This window comes from Pseudoalteromonas sp. G5_S1_54_S4 (genome assembly GCF_054968565.1).
In genome coordinates, this window is sequence record NZ_JBQKUL010000012.1 from 1 (window position 1) to 17,426 (window position 17,426).

The following is a 17,426-nucleotide window of genomic DNA, read 5'->3' on the forward strand; positions in this document are numbered from 1 at the left end:
GATGTTTATAAAGACTGTTTCATAATAGCCATCTTAAATAAGAAATACTGTTTGCATTGGTAGTAGTAGTTTTTCTGATATTACTGAGCACACCCTTTTTATGTAACTTTACACGGCCATAAGCAGGTTAAAAGCTAACTAATTGTTTACAAATATTTTTTGATGATTAATATAAACACAAAGGAATATAGGGACATTTGACGGTTTATAAACCGACAAAAGTCTTAAAAAAATGATTAGGCGAAAGGATAATTGTCGTGGGAAGAAAAAGTAGGTTAAAAAAAGAGCGTAGGGAATTAGAACAGCATGGATTAATTGAACGAACAGCCAATACACTTTTGTTGTTTGGTGAGCACAATCAATCTATCTATCGTTTTTTTCAAGAAGAGTGGCAAGCTGATGCCCTTGCGCGTGGCGAAGTTTGGTTAAGCACGTTAGAGGCTTGCAGGGCATACGAAGATCCTGAGCAAGGAGATCCTGAAGAGGCCTATGAAACCTACAATTCTGGTTATGCTGTAGGAGGTAGTAATGATCCGGGCTTTGTTGAGGTAGCCCGAAGAAGTGGGGTTTATATTGGCCCCGGTTGTAGTAACATAACCTTAAGTAACAATACAACTAAAACCATACTTCCAGATGCTTATGTATTGTGCACAACTACAGAATTTTCTCCTGAAAAATTAAGCGAAACGTTTGGTCGATACTGCGTAGAAGTTACAAACCCGAAGGACTTTTTTGTTTTAATTTCTGAATCCTTGGAAAAATCAAAAAAGATAAAAGAAGCTGCTGCAGGTAAGGTCATTTACAAAGATCGAAGCTATACCGGCATGGAGTCGCCTCCAGGTCCTATTGGTTTCGTAAAACCGCCTGATCTTTATGCAACACAAAGAGAATTTAGGCTGCTATGGGTGCCTGAAAATTCAAGTGGCCTTGCTCCGTTTCTCCTGAAATGTCCCGAGGCTGCTCATTTTTGTAAACGCATTGTCTAACAGAACAATCAATTTCGCGCTAATGTCAGTTGTTGAAGCTTCAGCCTTACAAATAGTTTAGTGTTGGAATCAATGTATATTTATATAATTACAGCTTCTATAGTTATTTAATTTATTGAAAATAAAGTCAAATTATCAACTTTTTTCAAGATTAGTGCCATATTAACATTTCCATAATTTTAGAAAAAACTTTCAATCCTTTTATATGACAGTTCAGTTTGGTAAAAAATGGTAATTATCTCGAGATTTCTAAATAAGACTGAAAAAGTAGAGTATTACTTTGCAATCATGCCAGACAATATGGAGCGTCCGTTTATTTTAGGTGCGCAAAGTGTTGATCCAAAGCTTCCTTCAATTGCTCAGTGGGGGGCATCTTCAAGATTTGGACTTGATAGTCTTGATACCATTGAAGGAAAGTTATGGAAAGATTGGCGCTTTTCTTTAGAAATGCTTGGTGCCTCATGGGTAATACCAATTATTGAAGAGTCAGTAATAAAAGATGATGTATCTCATGCGGTTAATGAAATCATATCTAAATCGTAAATCTGCAATTAACAAGGCGTAGTTGTCGGACTGTTTGTCTCGTTGCACTAAAAATAAGCCGCAAAGCACAGTGTTGGCATTGTTTAATAAAACCAACAATCCATACATAGCTAAACTCCTCAGCCAAACACGACCCTTTACTTAATCGATAAATCGTATTTTAAAATAAGAGCATCAATATAGCGGCTACGTAATGTGAGTTGCTTTTCGTGATCGGCGCCATGGCTGAGGGCTTTATTTAGAAGCTTCATGGCAGGGTGAATGCGGATGCGCTCATCTTTATCTAAACTGGCTTTGCTGCGCAACTCGGTTATATCGTCTACTAATAATCTGCCAATATCCACAGCCACAATTTCATCAATTAAGCCGTTTTGGGTGAGCACCCCATATTTACTGCATAAAAATTGTTGCCACACTTGCTGTAAATGTTCTTCTATTTCACAGCCAAACAATTCTTCGTTAAATATAAAGCCTTGCTGAGCAAGCTTTGCTAAACATTGGGTATAGTGCTGGGCAAACAGATTAAAAGCTTTGTTAGATGATTCAATTTTTTGTTTAACTAATCCTTGCCCCCAATTTACACAACCTCGGGGATAATAATCGTCGTATTCTTCACACTCATATAAGCCTGAGTAAGAGCTGCAACTCATCTGGTTTTTAATGCAATAACTTGGCTTAGGAAAAATGCTTTGAGCTTGCCAATCTTCAAGAGTTTCAGTGTCTATGTTGAGTGCTTGGCATAACTCATCAGTGTGATAAAAGTGAGTGCTTAAATAGTCAGATAAACGCATAGTGGCTCGCTTAATAGTAAAAAACAAAATACTGTTTATTTATACAGTTGTTTATTTTGTATCATCAAACTCAATAACACAAGCCATTTTATAATTAAATACTGGCTATCACTGCAAATAGCGCAGTAAATATGGTACAAATAGGGCAAGTATTAATAACAATGATTTTTTTATGCGCACCCTAGAACAAATTAAACAAGCAAGCCTTATTACTGCAATTAAAACACCTTACTTAGCCAATGGTGAGATCGATCTTGCAAAGTATGATGAACTCGTTGAAATACAAATTGCAGCGGGTGTTGACGGCATAGTTGTTGGTGGCACCACCGGTGAAGGCCAGTTAATGAACTGGGAAGAGCATTTAATGCTAATTGCGCACAGTGCCAATAAATTTGGTGAGCAATTACTGATTATAGGTAACACCGGTAGTAACAATACGCGCGAAGCAATTAAAGCAACAAAATATGGTTTTGCCAGCGGCATGCATGCCTCATTACAAATTAACCCTTACTACGGGCGCACATCAATTGCCGGTGTTAAAGAACACTTTAAACGTGTGCTTGATATTGGTCCGGCGTTTATTTACAACGTAGCAGGGCGCACAGGCCAAGACCTCACCCCTGATATTATTGAACCACTGGCCCAGCATGAGCACTTTATTGGTGTTAAAGAATGTGGTGGCAATGAGCGTATAGCGCACTATGAACAACAAGGTATTGCGTGTTGGTCTGGTAATGATGACGAAGCACACGATGCACGCCATACTCATAAAGCACATGGCGTTATTTCAGTTACGTCTAACTTGATCCCGGGTTTGTTCCGTCAATTAATGGATAGCAAAAATGATGCGTTAAATAATTCATTACAACCATTAATGAACTGGCTGTTTTGCGAGCCAAACCCAATTGCCATTAACACCGCGATGATCATGACAGGCGCGGTTAACCCAGTGTTTAGAATGCCTTATGTGCCGCTTAGCGATGAGCAACAGCAACAAGGTGAAACCCTAATTAATCAGCTTAATGAGCAAGATTTTGTCGGTAGTCGAGCGCAGTGTGTGGATATTAGTAAGGTTTTGATTTTATCTTAAACTGTTAGACTATTTATTAAATACTAAATTTTCAAAGCAGCCTACTGTGAACACAGAGGCTGCTTTTTATATTATTGCCAATAGTAGTTGAGTTTAAGCTGCCACATAACTGAATTAGCGTGAGTGACCGCTAATCTAATATCAATATCTTGGCTAATAGGCACTGCCAGTTCTAGTTTGGTTTGCGCAGGGTTTTTAGCATTTAAGAATGACTTTTCGTAGGATGCTTTAAGTTTAATACCTGAGTCAGTACCAGTAATAATCCCCACTTCTCCCGACGAATCATAAAAGTGGCTGTTTTTAGCTAAACCACCTAAATAACCATTAATTAAGCTATAGGCTAAGGTGTTGTTGCTAAATTGCCAAGCTTGTCCGGCTCCCCCCATAACAAAGCTACGTTTACAGGTTCTGCACAGTGCTGGTTGTCTGTCGAATCCAACATTAATTTTCCACGACCACTTAGATTCATTAGCCCAAGATAATTGGTTTGGATTGAATGACTCCAAATCTAATAAATGAACTTTGTTTATGTAAGTTTCGCCATCAGTAAACATCAGCTCGGTATCTAACATTTCTAAATTAGAAAATGGAATGCGGGCAATATCAGAGGCAAGGGTATCAAAATAACTCAACCTAAAACCCAAAGTGTACTGTGTTTGCTCAGCCGTGTGCACCGCAGAAACTGAGCTATTAGAGGGCTTTTGCCCTTGATGTGGTGGCTGTTGGGTAAATTGAAATTTTACTTTGTTTTCGCCCATTGGCAGCTTTAAGCGCGCTTTAATAAGTGCATTCTTTAACTCACTTATTTTTACTGGGGTTTGCTTTTGAATTTGTTTTACTTGTACGAGTTCAAATAAAGCGCCAATAATGGCTTTTTGAGAGTGTACTGGCAAAGCTAAAAACGATTCGTTTTTAAGTACAGGTGATTCGGCAAAGATTTGTTTTGCAAAGCTGAGCTCTTTTTCACTTAAAAATTGAACATGTTTGGTAAATACAGTGTCGCGCGAGGGGGTAAATGTGATCTTTTTAACCGCCGATTGGCCTTGGTAAGTGGCCGTGTTTAATCTTGAAAAAATAGTGGCTGGTATTACCCAAGGAGCGCCTTCGCTGGTTAGTTGATCGCCAATAACAAGTTCAATAATTTGAGCAAGATGAAACGCGCAGTTTTCATCGGCAAAGTAATAATCAAATTCAGTGCCTAAAATTTCCCATAAGTGATTAGCAATAAAAACCACATCGCGCTCGTTTAGATTGAGGGTATATTCCCATAAATCTCTTAATTCTATTTCACCATAGTTGTGCTGGTGGCGATAAAACAATTGATCTGAAAAACCGGCTTTATAACCACCAAACAAGCCCTTGATAATATACACCAAGCCGTTTTCATTATCTGGAACGTGTGCGCCATAGTTAATACTGTAATCTAATAATTTGTTTTTTGATTCGGTCGAGCGATTAAGTTTAAGTAATAAATGACCATATAATGATGCGGGATTACTCATATAACCAGATGCAAATACTAAACTAACAGAGTGAATTGCTTGTTGCTCTCGCCATTGCTTTAATTTTGGGCACTCTGCAGCTGGCATTGAAAAGGTTAAACCTTGCTCTTTGAGCCATTGGTAACGAGCAGGGTAGCGACATGGCATTGAGGGCAGGTTATTAAAAGCATGGATTGTTGCTTTTAATTCGGCAGCCGGATCAGTACGTCCGTTATCTGCAATAAAAAATGATGCGTTAGTAATATAACTGATGGTAGCTGGTTGGTTTTTGTAATGCCCTAATTTCAACCATATTGGGTGTTTGGCTAAAACAGAGATAGATTGCGTGGCAGAGCTTGAGAAAGAGATGAATAAAAAAGCACTAATTAAATAAAATAGAGGTTTCATTGTTTAACCAAAAAAAAGGGCTGTTAAGCCCTTTAATTATTAGATTGCAGCGCATTGAGATGAAAAGTTAGTTGTAATTTTACCTTCAACTAATTCATAAAATGCTTGTGCATTGTCTATTGGCGCGTTTGCGTAATCGTTACGTACCGAAGTGATAATTTGTTGATGTGCAGTTACATCACAACCACGTACGTTAAGCATTGCAGCGATATACTCGCCTTCACCCTGTGCTATTTCTTGTTCTAATACAGGAAAAGTTTGTTGAATAAACTGCGCTGTTTTTACGTTAGCGCCTTCACAACTTTCTACTGAAGAGATGTTAGAAGACACTGCAGTTGTGCCTAAATCCCAAATAATATTAGAAATTGCTGCAGCAACGCCATTATCTGGGAAAACCATCGCGCCAATACCGCATTGTTGCCATGGGTTGATGCCACTTTTTGCTTGTGACGGCATTGAAACAAACGCGCTTACTAATACCGCAGCAGTTAAACATCTTTTTATCATTATTAATTTCCTTTAATTTATATTCACCCAACAAAATGGGCGGGAAAGTGTACCTGCTTTTTTTATTTAAATGCAAATGGTTATGTAACACAATGTAAAAGAACGGTGTAAAGTTTATAAAATCGCAATAAAGAAGTGAATAAGCGAGGATTAATATTGCGAGTTAAAATCATTTAGCTAACTCAAACAGCGTCTAATAATAGCTAATTACCCCGCATTTTATAAATTAGTGTTTTATGGTGTTTAAAACTAACTGTTTAAGCGATTTTACTGTATAATTTGCGACCCTTGATAATGTGGCCGCAGGTTATACAGCAATGAATTTTAAATCTTTTAGTTTTGCCCCTGAACTTATTCAGGCGTTAGACGAACTTAATTACCACACCCTTACGCCCATTCAGCGCGCAGCTATTCCGGCTGTTCGTAAAGGTAAAGACGTTTTAGCGAGTGCGCAAACCGGCACAGGTAAAACCGCTGCCTTTGCACTCCCTATTATCCAAAAGTTATTTGAGTCAGATAGCAGTACTACGAATGCGCCAAGCGCCTTAGTCCTTGCACCTACGCGTGAGCTTGCAGAGCAAATAGCGAATAACTTTAAAGACTTTGCTAAGTACACTTCGCTAAAAGTAGTGAGTTTATTTGGTGGTGTTAATACCGCAGGACAAGAAATTGCACTCAAAGAAGGTGTGGATATTGTAGTAGCAACACCAGGGCGTTTACTTGATCATATTCGTTTAGGTAACTTAAGCCTTGCCCAAGTAAAACACTTAGTACTTGATGAAGCTGACCGTATGCTTGATATGGGCTTTATTAATGACATGCAAAGCGTAATAAAAAGCTGTTCTGATGAGCGTCAAATTTTATTGTTTTCAGCTACTTTCCCAGCAGCAATTAAACAGTTTGCCTCTAAAGTGTTAAAGCAGCCTGAAATTGTCCGTGTTGATCAAACTAACAGCACCGCAAGCACAGTACAACACGTGGTTTACCCAGTAGAAGAGCGCCGTAAGCAAGAGTTGCTTTCTGAACTGATTGGTAAGAAAAACTGGCAGCAAGTGCTAGTGTTTGTAAACATGAAAGAAACCGCAGATGAGTTAGTGACTGAACTTAACCTAGACGGTATCCCAGCGGCAGTATGTCATGGCGATAAATCGCAAGGTAACCGTCGTCGTGCGTTGCGTGAATTTAAAGAAGGCAAAGTACGCGTGCTAGTTGCAACAGAAGTGGCAGCCCGTGGTATCGATATTGACGGTTTACCGCGCGTTATTAATATTGATTTACCTTGGCTTGCTGAAGATTACGTACACCGTATTGGCCGTACCGGTCGTGCTGGTAACCAAGGACAAGCAATTTCGTTTGTGAGTCGCGAAGAAGAAAACATGTTGTTTGAAATTGAAACCTTAATTGGTCAAAAAATTAAACGTGTTTACTTAGAAGGTTACGAAGTAAGTAATCGTGAAGTACTGATTGATAAGATTGGTAAAAAGCCAGCGCATTTACGCCGTACCCGTGCTAACAAGCCATCAGGCCAGGCTACCGGTGAAGCGAGAGCGAAAAACCGTTCGCGAATTTCTAATGTACGTAAAAGCTTAAAAGGCGAAAAGCTGTCACTTAAAAAGTAAGACAGCTAAGCCATTAAAAAAACCTGAGTTTACTCAGGTTTTTTTGTGCCTAATACATTATCGATAATAGCAGCGTACGCATAAGCAGCCGCTTCATCGTTTTGATTAGCAATAACCGACAAACCTACCGGTAAGTGGCTTAATTTGCCAACCGGTAAAGTAATATGGGTCGTCCCTGCAATGGCAGGCAATGAACTGCTACTGCCTTTAAAGTTATCGCCGTTAATTAAATCGGTTTTCCAAGCCGGTGAAACGGTGGGCGTAATTACAATATCTAGCTTATTATTGCGGTATAAATTGCTAATAGCGCGCTTTGCAAGTGCGCGATATCGCGCTTTGGTGCTTTTGTATTGTTGTTTTTCACTCAAATCAACCGCGTTAGCTTGTTGTAAAATATCTTGCTCAAAGTAGGGCATTTCCTGCTGTTTATTTGCGATATTAAATGCGATTAACTCGTCTAAACTTTTTACCGTTACCTGCGTTGGTGTTTTGCTTAAGTAGTGGTTAATTTCGGCTTTAAAGTCGTAAAGTAGGATGGCGTATTCATCAACGTAAAGCGTGCTTAAATCATCTTTTACTTCAACATTGACTAGCGTATGACCTGCGTCTTTTAATGTTTGTAACTGCTTAGCGTAAAGCTTTTGTGTTGCCACAGTAAACTTATTGGCAGGTAAAGCGCCTATTCTCAGTGACGGCTTAGGCGCTATGCCATCAAGCGTTCTATTTACGTTGAGTGTTGATACATCATTAGGGTCCTCCCCTTGAATGACGGACAATACTGCGAGTGCATCTTTTAAAGAATGCGCCATTGGACCTACCGAATCTTGGCTACTAGAAAGGGGGATCACGCCTGCGCGTGAAACTTGCCCCATACTGGGTTTAATGGCGTACACCCCATTAACCGAAGCAGGGCAGGTAATCGAACCGTCGGTTTCTGTGCCCAGCGCAATAGGCGCAAAATTTAAAGCAACCGCCACGGCAGAGCCTGAGCTTGAGCCACACGGATTACGAGTTACATCATGGGCGTTATGGGTTTGTCCGCCAATGGCACTCCAGCCAGATGACGAATATGATGAGCGAAAATTAGCCCATTCACTTAAGTTCGCTTTGCCTAAAATAATAGCGCCTGCTTGGCGTAATTGTTTAACCACAAAGGCATCTTTATCGGTAACGTTATTTTTAAGTGCCAGTGAACCTGCTGTGGTGGGTAATGTACCTGTTGTTTCAATGTTATCTTTTAGTAATACCGCAATACCATGTAAAGGGCCTGCCCATTTTCTGGCTTTAAACAGCGCATCGAGTTGTTTGGCTTGTTCAATTGCAGTGGGCTCAATACTAATTACCGCATTATATTTAGGATTGAGAGCGTTTATTCTGTCGATATAAGTGCGGGTAAGCTGCTCAGCCGTGGTGGTATTATTTTTATAGGCACTGTGAATGTCACTAATGGTTTTAAGCTCTGTATTGTTAGCCGCTGCGTGTAAGTTAGTTATCGTACAAACACATAATGTTAAAAGTAGCCGTTTTATACTCATTGTTATTATCTATTTTGTGAAAACATAGGTTATTTTTAGCACAAAAAAACCTCACGTTGTGAGGTTTTTCGATAAAGGTCGATTAAATCGAGTTAGGCGTTTTCTAGCATCGATAACGCAACCGCTTCAGCGGCTTTAATGCCATCAATACCCGCTGATAAAATACCGCCTGCATAACCTGCGCCTTCACCTGCAGGGTAAAGCCCTTTAGTATTAATACTTTGGAAGGTTTTATCGCGCTTGATACTTATTGGTGATGAAGTACGCGTTTCTACCCCAGTGAGTAAGCCATCATTAGTTGAAAAACCACGAATTTGCTTGTTAAAGGCTGGAATTGCTTCACGCAAGGCTTCAATCGCAAAAGGAGGTAATACGTTGCTTAAATCAGTCAGTTTTATACCTGGCGTATACGAAGGCTGTACATCGCCTAAATTAGCCGACGATTTACCTTTTAAAAAGTCACCAATCAGCTGTGCTGGGGCATCATAATTTTTACCACCCAGCTCATAGGCTTGCTCTTCTAGCTTACGCTGTAAATCGATACCAGCTAAAGGGTGGCCTGGAAAATCTTTTTCTGGCGAAATACCCACTACAATAGCGCTGTTAGCATTACGTTCACTACGTGAATATTGGCTCATACCGTTGGTAACCACACGGCCTTCTTCAGAGGTAGCGGCAACTACAGTGCCGCCAGGGCACATACAAAAGCTATATACAGTTCGGCCATTATTACAATGGTGTACCAATTTGTAATCGGCAGAGCCTAAAATAGGGTTACCCGCATTATCACCAAAGCGGCATTCATCAATCATTGATTGCTTATGTTCTATTCTAAAGCCTACTGAAAAGGGTTTTGCTTCAACATAAATGCCTTTATCGTGGATCATTTTAAACGTATCACGGGCACTGTGACCAACCGCTAAAACCACATGGCGAGTTTCAAGCTTTTCACCATTAGAAAGTGTCAGCCCTGTAACTTGGCCGTTGTCTAAATGGATATCGTCAACGCGGGTGCTAAAACGAATCTCACCACCAAGTTCTATAATTCGGGCGCGCATTTTTTCAATCATGGTTACTAGTTTAAAAGTACCAATGTGCGGCTTACTAACGTATAAAATTTCTTCAGGAGCACCAGCCTCTACAAATTCAGTGATCACTTTACGGCCATAATGTTTAGGATCTTTTACTTGGCTGTAGAGCTTACCGTCTGAGAACGTGCCTGCACCACCTTCACCAAACTGAACGTTTGATTCGGTATTGAGGGCCTTTTTACGCCAAAAGCCAAAGGTGTCTTTGGTGCGTTCACGTACCTCTTTACCGCGCTCTAGAATTATTGGTTTAAAGCCCATTTGTGCCAGCACTAAACCGGCAAATAAACCACATGGGCCAAAGCCAATTACTACAGGACGCTCTTTAATGCTGCTATTAGCGTGTGCTACAAATTTGTAGTTGGTGTCAGGGGAGACTTTAACGTGTTGGTCTTTTTCAAACGAGGCTAACAGTTGTGCTTCGTTATCTACCTCAACATCAAGCGTGTAAATCAGTAAAATGGCGCTTTTTTTACGTGCATCGTAACCGCGTTTAAACACATTGTAGCTGTGTAGCTGCTCTGGACTTATATTTAATTTATTGATGATGGCTTGGCCAATGGCATTTTCGTCATGGTCAAGCGGCAGCTTTATTTCGGTTAAACGTATCATTAATATCTCTTTTGGTGTCATAGCGGAAAGTAAATTCCGCTCACAATAAGGGGTGTGCACAAAGCGCTGATTTATAAGCGCCATATGTTACGTTAAATTGCCCACTTTTGGCACTTATTTATTGTGTTTTGGTAAGGGTTGGGTATGATCCGCAGCTGTTATTGTGAAACATTAGGTATTAAACCATTATGGCGTTTGTAGTCACCGAAAACTGTATAAAATGTAAGTATACTGATTGCGTATCAGTATGCCCTGCAGATGCATTTTTTGAAGGTCCTAATTTTTTGGCTATTAGCCCTATTGACTGTATTGACTGTGGTTTATGCGTACCTGAGTGTGCCGCTGATGCTATTTTTCAAGAAGATGAATTACCTGAATCGCAAAAAGAGTTTACCCAATTAAATGCGGAGCTAGCAGAAATATGGCCACGCATCACCCAAGTTAAACCCGCCCCAGAAGATGCCGATAGCTGGAATGGTGTGGCTAATAAATTAAAACTTCTCGACACATAATCATTCCACTTCGTTGTGTATTGGTTTTTTGTTAATTTTATTGCAAATAATAGCGCGCAACTATTAACAAATGTACCTGTATAATTTACACTCCTGAGCAAAGTTTACTTTTAACAAGTAAATAAACCTAAATGGATGTTTATGCAGTACTTTATACCTATAAAAATAACAACATTGCTGTGTTTTATCAGCTTCAGCCTCGGTTTAACTCTCAGCCCTAATGCACTTGCCGATAAGCTTAATTATCAACTCGCGCACATTAATAAAAATATTGATGTAGATGGCGTGCTTAACGAGCCACATTGGCAACAAGCAACACATGTTGCGGTAAATTATCAAGATGAGCCGAATGAAAAAGGCACACCGCCAGTAAAAACCGATGCATACCTTTATGACGATGGTCATAATTTATATGTGGCGTTTGTAGCTTATGACCCCGATCCGAGTAAAATTCGCGCGGCGCTTCGTGACAGAGATACCCTCTGGCAAGATGATACTGTCGGTTTGGTGATTGATACCTTTAACGATGAACGTACAGGCTATGAGTTTTATGTAAACCCACTGGGCGCTCAAGGTGACCTTCGCATGACGGATACCGATGAATGGGTGTCAGATTTATCGTGGGATGCCATTTGGGACAGTGCCGGTACCGTAAACGAGCAAGGTTACGTAGTTGAAATGCGTATTCCGTTTAAAGCGCTGCGATTTGCGCAAAATAAAGATCAATCTACCTGGGGTTTTGCTGTAATGCGAAACTATCAGCGTGATGTGTTGTATCAATTATCAAGCACAGGCTTTGACCGTGATATTAAATGTAGTTTATGTCAGTTTGATAAAATAAGCGGATTTAATAATTTAGCACCGAGTAAAAACCTGCAATTAACGCCAACCTTAACCGCATTAAGAAACGATCAAAAAACACAAGTACCTGGTGCGTGGGATAATGGCGATGTAGACACTGAGATAGGGCTTGACCTTCGTTGGGGGGTTACCAAAGATGCGGTAATTAATGCCACAATAAACCCAGACTTTTCTCAGGTAGAAACCGATTCGTTAGAGCTGGATGTAAACACCACTTATTCTATTTATTACGCTGAAAAACGTCCGTTCTTCTTAGATGGCGCGTCTTATTTTAAAAGTAATTTATTTGAGCTGCTGTATACCCGTACCATAGCTGAGCCAAATATTGGCGCCAAGCTGACCGGTAAAACCGACAGTCACAGTTATGCGCTGATGTTTGCAGATGACGATAACAGTAATATTTTATTGCCAAGTAACCAAGGCTCGGGCTTTGCCAACTTAAATGATAAAACCAAAGCGGCGGTGGCACGTTATCAATATGATATTGGCCAACAAGGTACTATTGGTGTCACTTCTACACATAGAGAAAGTAGTGACTACCATAATACGGTGCTATCGGTTGATGGAAGCTATTGGTTTAATCAGTCAGATACGCTTAATTATCAAATCGCGAATGCTGATACCAATAACTCGCCGTTTTTAGTTGATAACTACAATTTAGCAGACTCTCAGTCGGATATGGCGTATGCATTAAAGCTGACACGCGATAAGCGTGATTATAAGCTCTACGCGACCTATGACAATATTGGTGAGGATTACCGGACCGATTTAGGTTATCAAGAAAAGGTAGACTATGAAAAAGTAGGTTTTGGTGGCGGACAAACTTGGTATGGTGATGAACATGATATGCTAACAACCTGGTCATACACCGCCGATTGGGATAAAACCTGGGCGCAAAATGGCGAGTTACTTGAAGAAGAATACGAAGGTTACATGACCTTTCAAGGTCAAAAGCAGTCTGTATTTGAGCTGGGTTTGTTAAATCGCTATGAAAATTATAACGGCAAGTTTTATAACCAAAATATTGGTTATTTTTATACGGCTTTTAGACCGTCAAAAGATCTGAGATTATCGTTATATGCCGAATATGCAAGCCGTATAGATTACACTAATGAGCAGCTAGGCGATGTTTTAACCACACAATCGCAGGCTGTTTGGGATATTAATAACCATTGGCAGGTCGATGTTAGGCATAATTATAGCCATTTAGATGATTACCAAGGGCGACGTGTTTTTACCGCAAACCTTATTGATTTTAGGCTTTATTATAAGTTTAGTATGCGCGCTATGCTTAAGCTGATTTTACAGTTTGAAGATATAGACAGAGATGAGGATGCTTACTTTTATCAGGTTAGCGAAATCAACAAAGATTACGGTAGTCAGCTGGTGTACTCATACAAAATTAACGCACAAACGCTATTTTATTTAGGTTATTCAGATAAAGGTTATCAGGATGACTCGTTAAAAAGCATTGAGCGAGACCAACGTACTTTCTTTACTAAAGTCAGTTATGCGTGGCAGTTATAACGCTATAAATAATATAAAAGTAAGATTTTGCTAGGCAATAAAAAAACACGCTAACCAGTAGCGTGTTTTTTTGTATTTACTAAATGGTAAACCTAGTTATTACAAGTCAAATGTACGTGAGATAGCAAGTACAATTCGCTCATCGGCATAATCGTAGTCTAGGCTGGTATTTTCAGCTGCTACTTCAATACCAAATCCTTCATAGCTTGTTTGGTATGCTAAGCGATAATGATGATACGATTTATCGCCCTTAGCTTCATCCCATTGGAACTTATTGCCATCGAGTGAGTTTGAAATATCAAAGCTGGCACGAATCGCATGATTTGGCGCAAGCTCGTAAGTGTGCGCAATCATAGAAATCACATGGCCAGTATCGTAGCCAAAGTAATCCCAGCTGTACCAAAAGTTAAGCTCTGTTTGGCCGTAGTCACTGGTGTAACCAAATTTAGTATACGCTTCGGCGTAGTTACCATCGCTGTTATTACCTTGGTAAGTGTAATAAGCAATACCGTAATCCAGGCTTACTTGTTCGTTTAACTGAATGTATCGGCCTACATAAGCATCTAGTTCAAAGTCGGTGTCATCACCAAAATCTACGTTTGATGCCCATACACCGGCATAAACACCGTTATCATACGCGTAGTCAAGGCTTGCTTGCAGTGCCGGATCGTTATCTGTTTGTGATACACCATTAAAGGTGTAATCAGATGCAGCCGTAATCGTTGTTGACCAGTTAGCCGCTGCCGTTGTTGATAAAACGGTGAACGGTAAAGCGATAAAAAGTTGTTTTAATTTATTGTTCATGTGTTTTACTAGCTGATAGTTTCTATTTTTGTGTAATCAATTTTATTCGCTTTAGGCGATCCTTCGATATTGCTGACCGTTTTAAGTTTGCTGTAGGCAATAAAACCAAGGCAAATAAAGAATAACCCTATAACTAAAGCACCCACCCATTGAATTTGCAAAAACTCAAGCTTAAATAGCAATGTTAGTAGCGACAAAGCGACAACGTTCATGGCAATATATTTAAATTTACCAAAGCGTTTTACGGTTAGGTTTAAATTATCTGTGTATAAACGAATCAGTGAATCGAGCGAGTTAATAACAAATACGATACCTACAAACACCATAGCAAAGTTTTTGATTCCCTCGGTTGGAATACCGGCTTCATGGTAGTGATATAACACACTAAACCAGATAGCGATTGGAATCGATGGGAAAATCAGCATAGCACCAAGGACTTGATAGGTTTTTAAACCGCCCACAAAACGCGATGTAAATTGACCAATCATAATGCTCCACGCAAACCACCAAAATAAGTAAAACTCATGGTAATCATTCAGTGGTAATACAAACTCATTGATGTTGGCAAAGTAATTACCAATTAATCCAATGTTTTTAGTAAATGCAGAGAGTTCGCTATCGCCAAATAAGAAGGCATCAGCCCACATAAAGCCAATTAGGGCTATAAACAACCAAGTAGTTGCAATACTTAAAAAGCGTACATATTTAATATCGGTACTTGAATACACCGCAAAACAAATAGCGGCAAGCACGATTAAGTAAAACTCAGGAATAACATTTGAGCCGTCTCCGAGTTCAGGTAAATACCACGGTAGGTTGCTCAATAGTAAGTAAGCGGTAAACGCACAAGTACCAATGATAACTACGTTGTTTAAAAATTTAACCCATGGAATTTCAAAAAATTTTACTTTGGGTTCTATTACACAGAAATAAAAGCACGTAAGAAAATAAAATCCCCAAATTAAAAATCCCCAATAACCAAACTCAATAGAGAGAGGGTTGGCAAATGCATATTCTGGGCTTGCTTTTATGTCTGCATAACCGGCAAATTCGGTTAAAGGAAACATAATGAGGCCAACGTCTAGGCCCGAGGTAAACAGGATTGCTATAAAGGTGAATGTTCTCACTGGTGTGACGCCTACTACGCGTACATTGCCCCATTTAATTAAAATAGCAACAATCGCAAGTAAGGTGAAAATAATGCCAGCATTAAGCCAAATAGTCATTATCGCCCTCCCAGAATGAATAAAAGTAACACATATATACTCCGTTTTTTATTGTGCTTGCATTAACACAGGCATAACCTATTTATGCTTGTGAGCCACTGCAAGGCGCATAAAGGCACTCCTTAAAGCATTTTGCTTAAAGGAGTGGCCTTTATGGCAGGCTAAATTAAAGGGTTTTATTTCGTTGTGTAGTTTGCCAATCAGTGGCATTCACAACATCAACTCCTGTATGAGCTAAGGGCTTATTTCCTAAAATAATATCAGCGGCTTTTTCGGCAACCATAATGGTAGGCGCATTTAAATTACCGTTAGGTATTGTTGGAAAAATTGACGAGTCAACCACACGCAAGCTTTGCATGCCATGCACTTGAGTGTTTGAATTAACCACCGCCATGGCGTCTTCACCCATTTTACAAGAGCAAGAAGGGTGGTAAGCACTTTCTACTGCTTGGCGCACAAAGGCATCAATTTGCTCATCAGTTTGAACTTGTTGCCCTGGTTGAATTTCTTCACCACGGAAATTGTCAAAGGCAGGTTGTTCAATGATTTCACGCGTTAAACGTACGCACGCTCTAAAGCCTTCAATGTCGTCTTGATGCTCAAGATAATTAAACACAATTTTTGGTGGTTGTGTTGGATCAGCTGATGCAATGGTGACACTGCCACGACTTTTAGGTTTGTTATGACCTACATGCACTTGAAAACCATGCCCTGCAAAAGCACTGCGTCCATCGTAACGCATTGCTGCCGGTAAAAAGTGATACTGAATATCTGGCCATTCAACACCGGGTTTTGAGCGAATAAACGCACATGATTCAAAGTGATTAGTTGAGCCTAAACCTTTACGGGTAAGCAGCCATTTTGCACCAATCAAGCCTTTTGAAAACAAGCCTAATTTACCGTTTAAAGTAATGGGTTGTTTACACTTATATTGAAAGTAAAACTCGAGATGATCTTGCAAGTTTTGACCAACACCTGGTAGGTGATGTTTTACTTCAACACCTGCTTTTTCAAGTATTTGTGTATCACCAATACCGGACAGTTGTAACAGGTGAGGTGAACCGATAGAGCCCGCACTTAAAATAACCTCTTTATTTGCTTTGGCTGTTTTAACTGTGCCATTGAGCTTGTATTCAATACCGGTTGCTTTTTTACCGTCTAAAATAACGCGCTGCGCAAGTGCACCGGTTACAATTGTTAAATTACTGCGATGCTTAATCGGATCTAAATATTCACGAGAGGCTGAGCTGCGCACACCGTTTTTAACGGTCATGTGCATAGGGCCAAAGCCTTCTTGTTGAGCACTATTATAATCAGCTGTAGTGGCATAACCCGCTTGAGCACCAGCATCAATAAAGGCGCTATACAAAGGGTTTTCCATGTTATTACCGTTATTAACGCCAAGGGGGCCTTTTCCACCACGATGGCTGTTTTCACCTAGGTAAAAACTTTCTGCTTTTTTAAAATACGGTAAACAGGCTTGATAATCCCAGCCATTAGCGCCATGTTGCTGCCATTCATCAAAATCTTTCGCATGACCACGTACATACACCATGCCATTAATAGATGATGAGCCGCCAAGCACTTTACCGCGTGGGCAGTGCATTTCACGGTTATCTAAGTACTTTTCTGGCTGCGTATGAAATTGCCACGCATACTTATCGGTATTCATTGGAATCGACAGAGCAGTGGGCATTTTAATAAAGATGCTTTTATCGCTGCCGCCGGTTTCAAGTAACAATACTTTGTTACTTGAATCTTCAGACAAGCGATTTGCTAACACACAGCCTGCAGAGCCTGCGCCTACAATAATATAATCAAAAGAGTGGTTCATAA

General features: G+C 39.9%; 14 protein-coding genes. 6 read left to right on the forward strand and 8 right to left on the reverse strand.

The genetic code is table 11. From position 1 onward, the window contains the following. Positions 1–257 precede the first annotated feature (257 nt). Both ACTRWE_RS06780 and ACTRWE_RS06785 read left to right on the forward strand, forming a co-directional pair. Entirely contained in the window at positions 258–986 is a 729-nt protein-coding gene (locus tag ACTRWE_RS06780) for a hypothetical protein (RefSeq protein ID WP_290187359.1), read from the forward strand. A 288-nt stretch (positions 987–1,274) separates the two neighbouring features. Continuing rightward, complete coding sequence (locus ACTRWE_RS06785) at positions 1,275–1,529, forward strand: hypothetical protein (RefSeq protein ID WP_290187360.1); 255 nt, start codon at positions 1,275–1,277, stop codon at positions 1,527–1,529. Between the two features lie 137 nt (positions 1,530–1,666). On the opposite strand, the gene ACTRWE_RS06790 is transcribed toward ACTRWE_RS06785, so the two are convergent. Next, complete coding sequence (locus ACTRWE_RS06790) at positions 1,667–2,320, reverse strand: DUF6058 family natural product biosynthesis protein (RefSeq protein ID WP_462879719.1); 654 nt, start codon at positions 2,318–2,320, stop codon at positions 1,667–1,669. Positions 2,321–2,492: 172 nt separating this feature from the next. Between ACTRWE_RS06790 and dapA the strand changes: the two genes are divergently transcribed. Further along, complete coding sequence (gene dapA / locus ACTRWE_RS06795; RefSeq protein WP_096039077.1) at positions 2,493–3,410, forward strand: 4-hydroxy-tetrahydrodipicolinate synthase; 918 nt, start codon at positions 2,493–2,495, stop codon at positions 3,408–3,410. Between the two features lie 71 nt (positions 3,411–3,481). Here dapA and ACTRWE_RS06800 read toward each other — a convergent pair whose 3' ends face one another. Both ACTRWE_RS06800 and ACTRWE_RS06805 read right to left on the reverse strand, forming a co-directional pair. Then, positions 3,482–5,299 (reverse strand): Lnb N-terminal periplasmic domain-containing protein, encoded by a 1,818-nt coding sequence (locus ACTRWE_RS06800; RefSeq protein WP_290155775.1) that lies wholly within the window; start codon positions 5,297–5,299, stop codon positions 3,482–3,484. A 39-nt stretch (positions 5,300–5,338) separates the two neighbouring features. Then, positions 5,339–5,806: a DUF3015 family protein gene (locus ACTRWE_RS06805; protein ID WP_008115277.1), complete on the reverse strand. Its 468-nt coding sequence runs from the start codon at positions 5,804–5,806 to the stop codon at positions 5,339–5,341. 317 nt (positions 5,807–6,123) lie between these two features. On the opposite strand from ACTRWE_RS06805, the gene ACTRWE_RS06810 reads away from it, so the two are divergent. Then, on the forward strand, positions 6,124–7,425 hold the full coding sequence (locus ACTRWE_RS06810) for a DEAD/DEAH box helicase (RefSeq protein WP_290155778.1): 1,302 nt from the start codon (positions 6,124–6,126) through the stop codon (positions 7,423–7,425). A 29-nt stretch (positions 7,426–7,454) separates the two neighbouring features. On the opposite strand, the gene ACTRWE_RS06815 is transcribed toward ACTRWE_RS06810, so the two are convergent. Next, positions 7,455–8,960 carry an amidase family protein gene (locus ACTRWE_RS06815; protein ID WP_462879721.1) on the reverse strand — a complete coding sequence of 502 codons (1,506 nt, stop codon included), beginning with the start codon at positions 8,958–8,960 and terminating at the stop codon, positions 7,455–7,457. Between the two features lie 92 nt (positions 8,961–9,052). Beyond that, the gene (locus tag ACTRWE_RS06820) at positions 9,053–10,660 is read right to left on the reverse strand and encodes an NAD(P)/FAD-dependent oxidoreductase (RefSeq protein WP_290155783.1); all 1,608 of its coding nucleotides are present in this window, start codon (positions 10,658–10,660) and stop codon (positions 9,053–9,055) included. A gap of 188 nt (positions 10,661–10,848) precedes the next feature. On the opposite strand from ACTRWE_RS06820, the gene fdxA reads away from it, so the two are divergent. Then, complete coding sequence (gene fdxA / locus ACTRWE_RS06825) at positions 10,849–11,172, forward strand: ferredoxin FdxA (protein WP_008114035.1); 324 nt, start codon at positions 10,849–10,851, stop codon at positions 11,170–11,172. A gap of 141 nt (positions 11,173–11,313) precedes the next feature. Further along, entirely contained in the window at positions 11,314–13,560 is a 2,247-nt protein-coding gene (locus tag ACTRWE_RS06830) for a carbohydrate binding family 9 domain-containing protein (protein WP_076921844.1), read from the forward strand. 99 nt (positions 13,561–13,659) lie between these two features. Here the strand turns inward: ACTRWE_RS06830 and ACTRWE_RS06835 are convergent, their stop codons facing one another. The 3 genes from ACTRWE_RS06835 to betA all read right to left on the reverse strand — a co-directional run bounded on the left by ACTRWE_RS06835 (position 13,660) and on the right by betA (position 17,424). Then, on the reverse strand, positions 13,660–14,364 hold the full coding sequence (locus tag ACTRWE_RS06835; RefSeq protein ID WP_076921792.1) for a TorF family putative porin: 705 nt from the start codon (positions 14,362–14,364) through the stop codon (positions 13,660–13,662). An 8-nt stretch (positions 14,365–14,372) separates the two neighbouring features. After that, complete coding sequence (locus ACTRWE_RS06840) at positions 14,373–15,590, reverse strand: BCCT family transporter (RefSeq protein WP_008111451.1); 1,218 nt, start codon at positions 15,588–15,590, stop codon at positions 14,373–14,375. Positions 15,591–15,756: 166 nt separating this feature from the next. Then, positions 15,757–17,424, reverse strand: coding sequence for a choline dehydrogenase (betA, locus tag ACTRWE_RS06845; protein WP_008111455.1), 1,668 nt, complete (start codon positions 17,422–17,424; stop codon positions 15,757–15,759). Between the last annotated feature and the right edge of the window lie 2 nt (positions 17,425–17,426).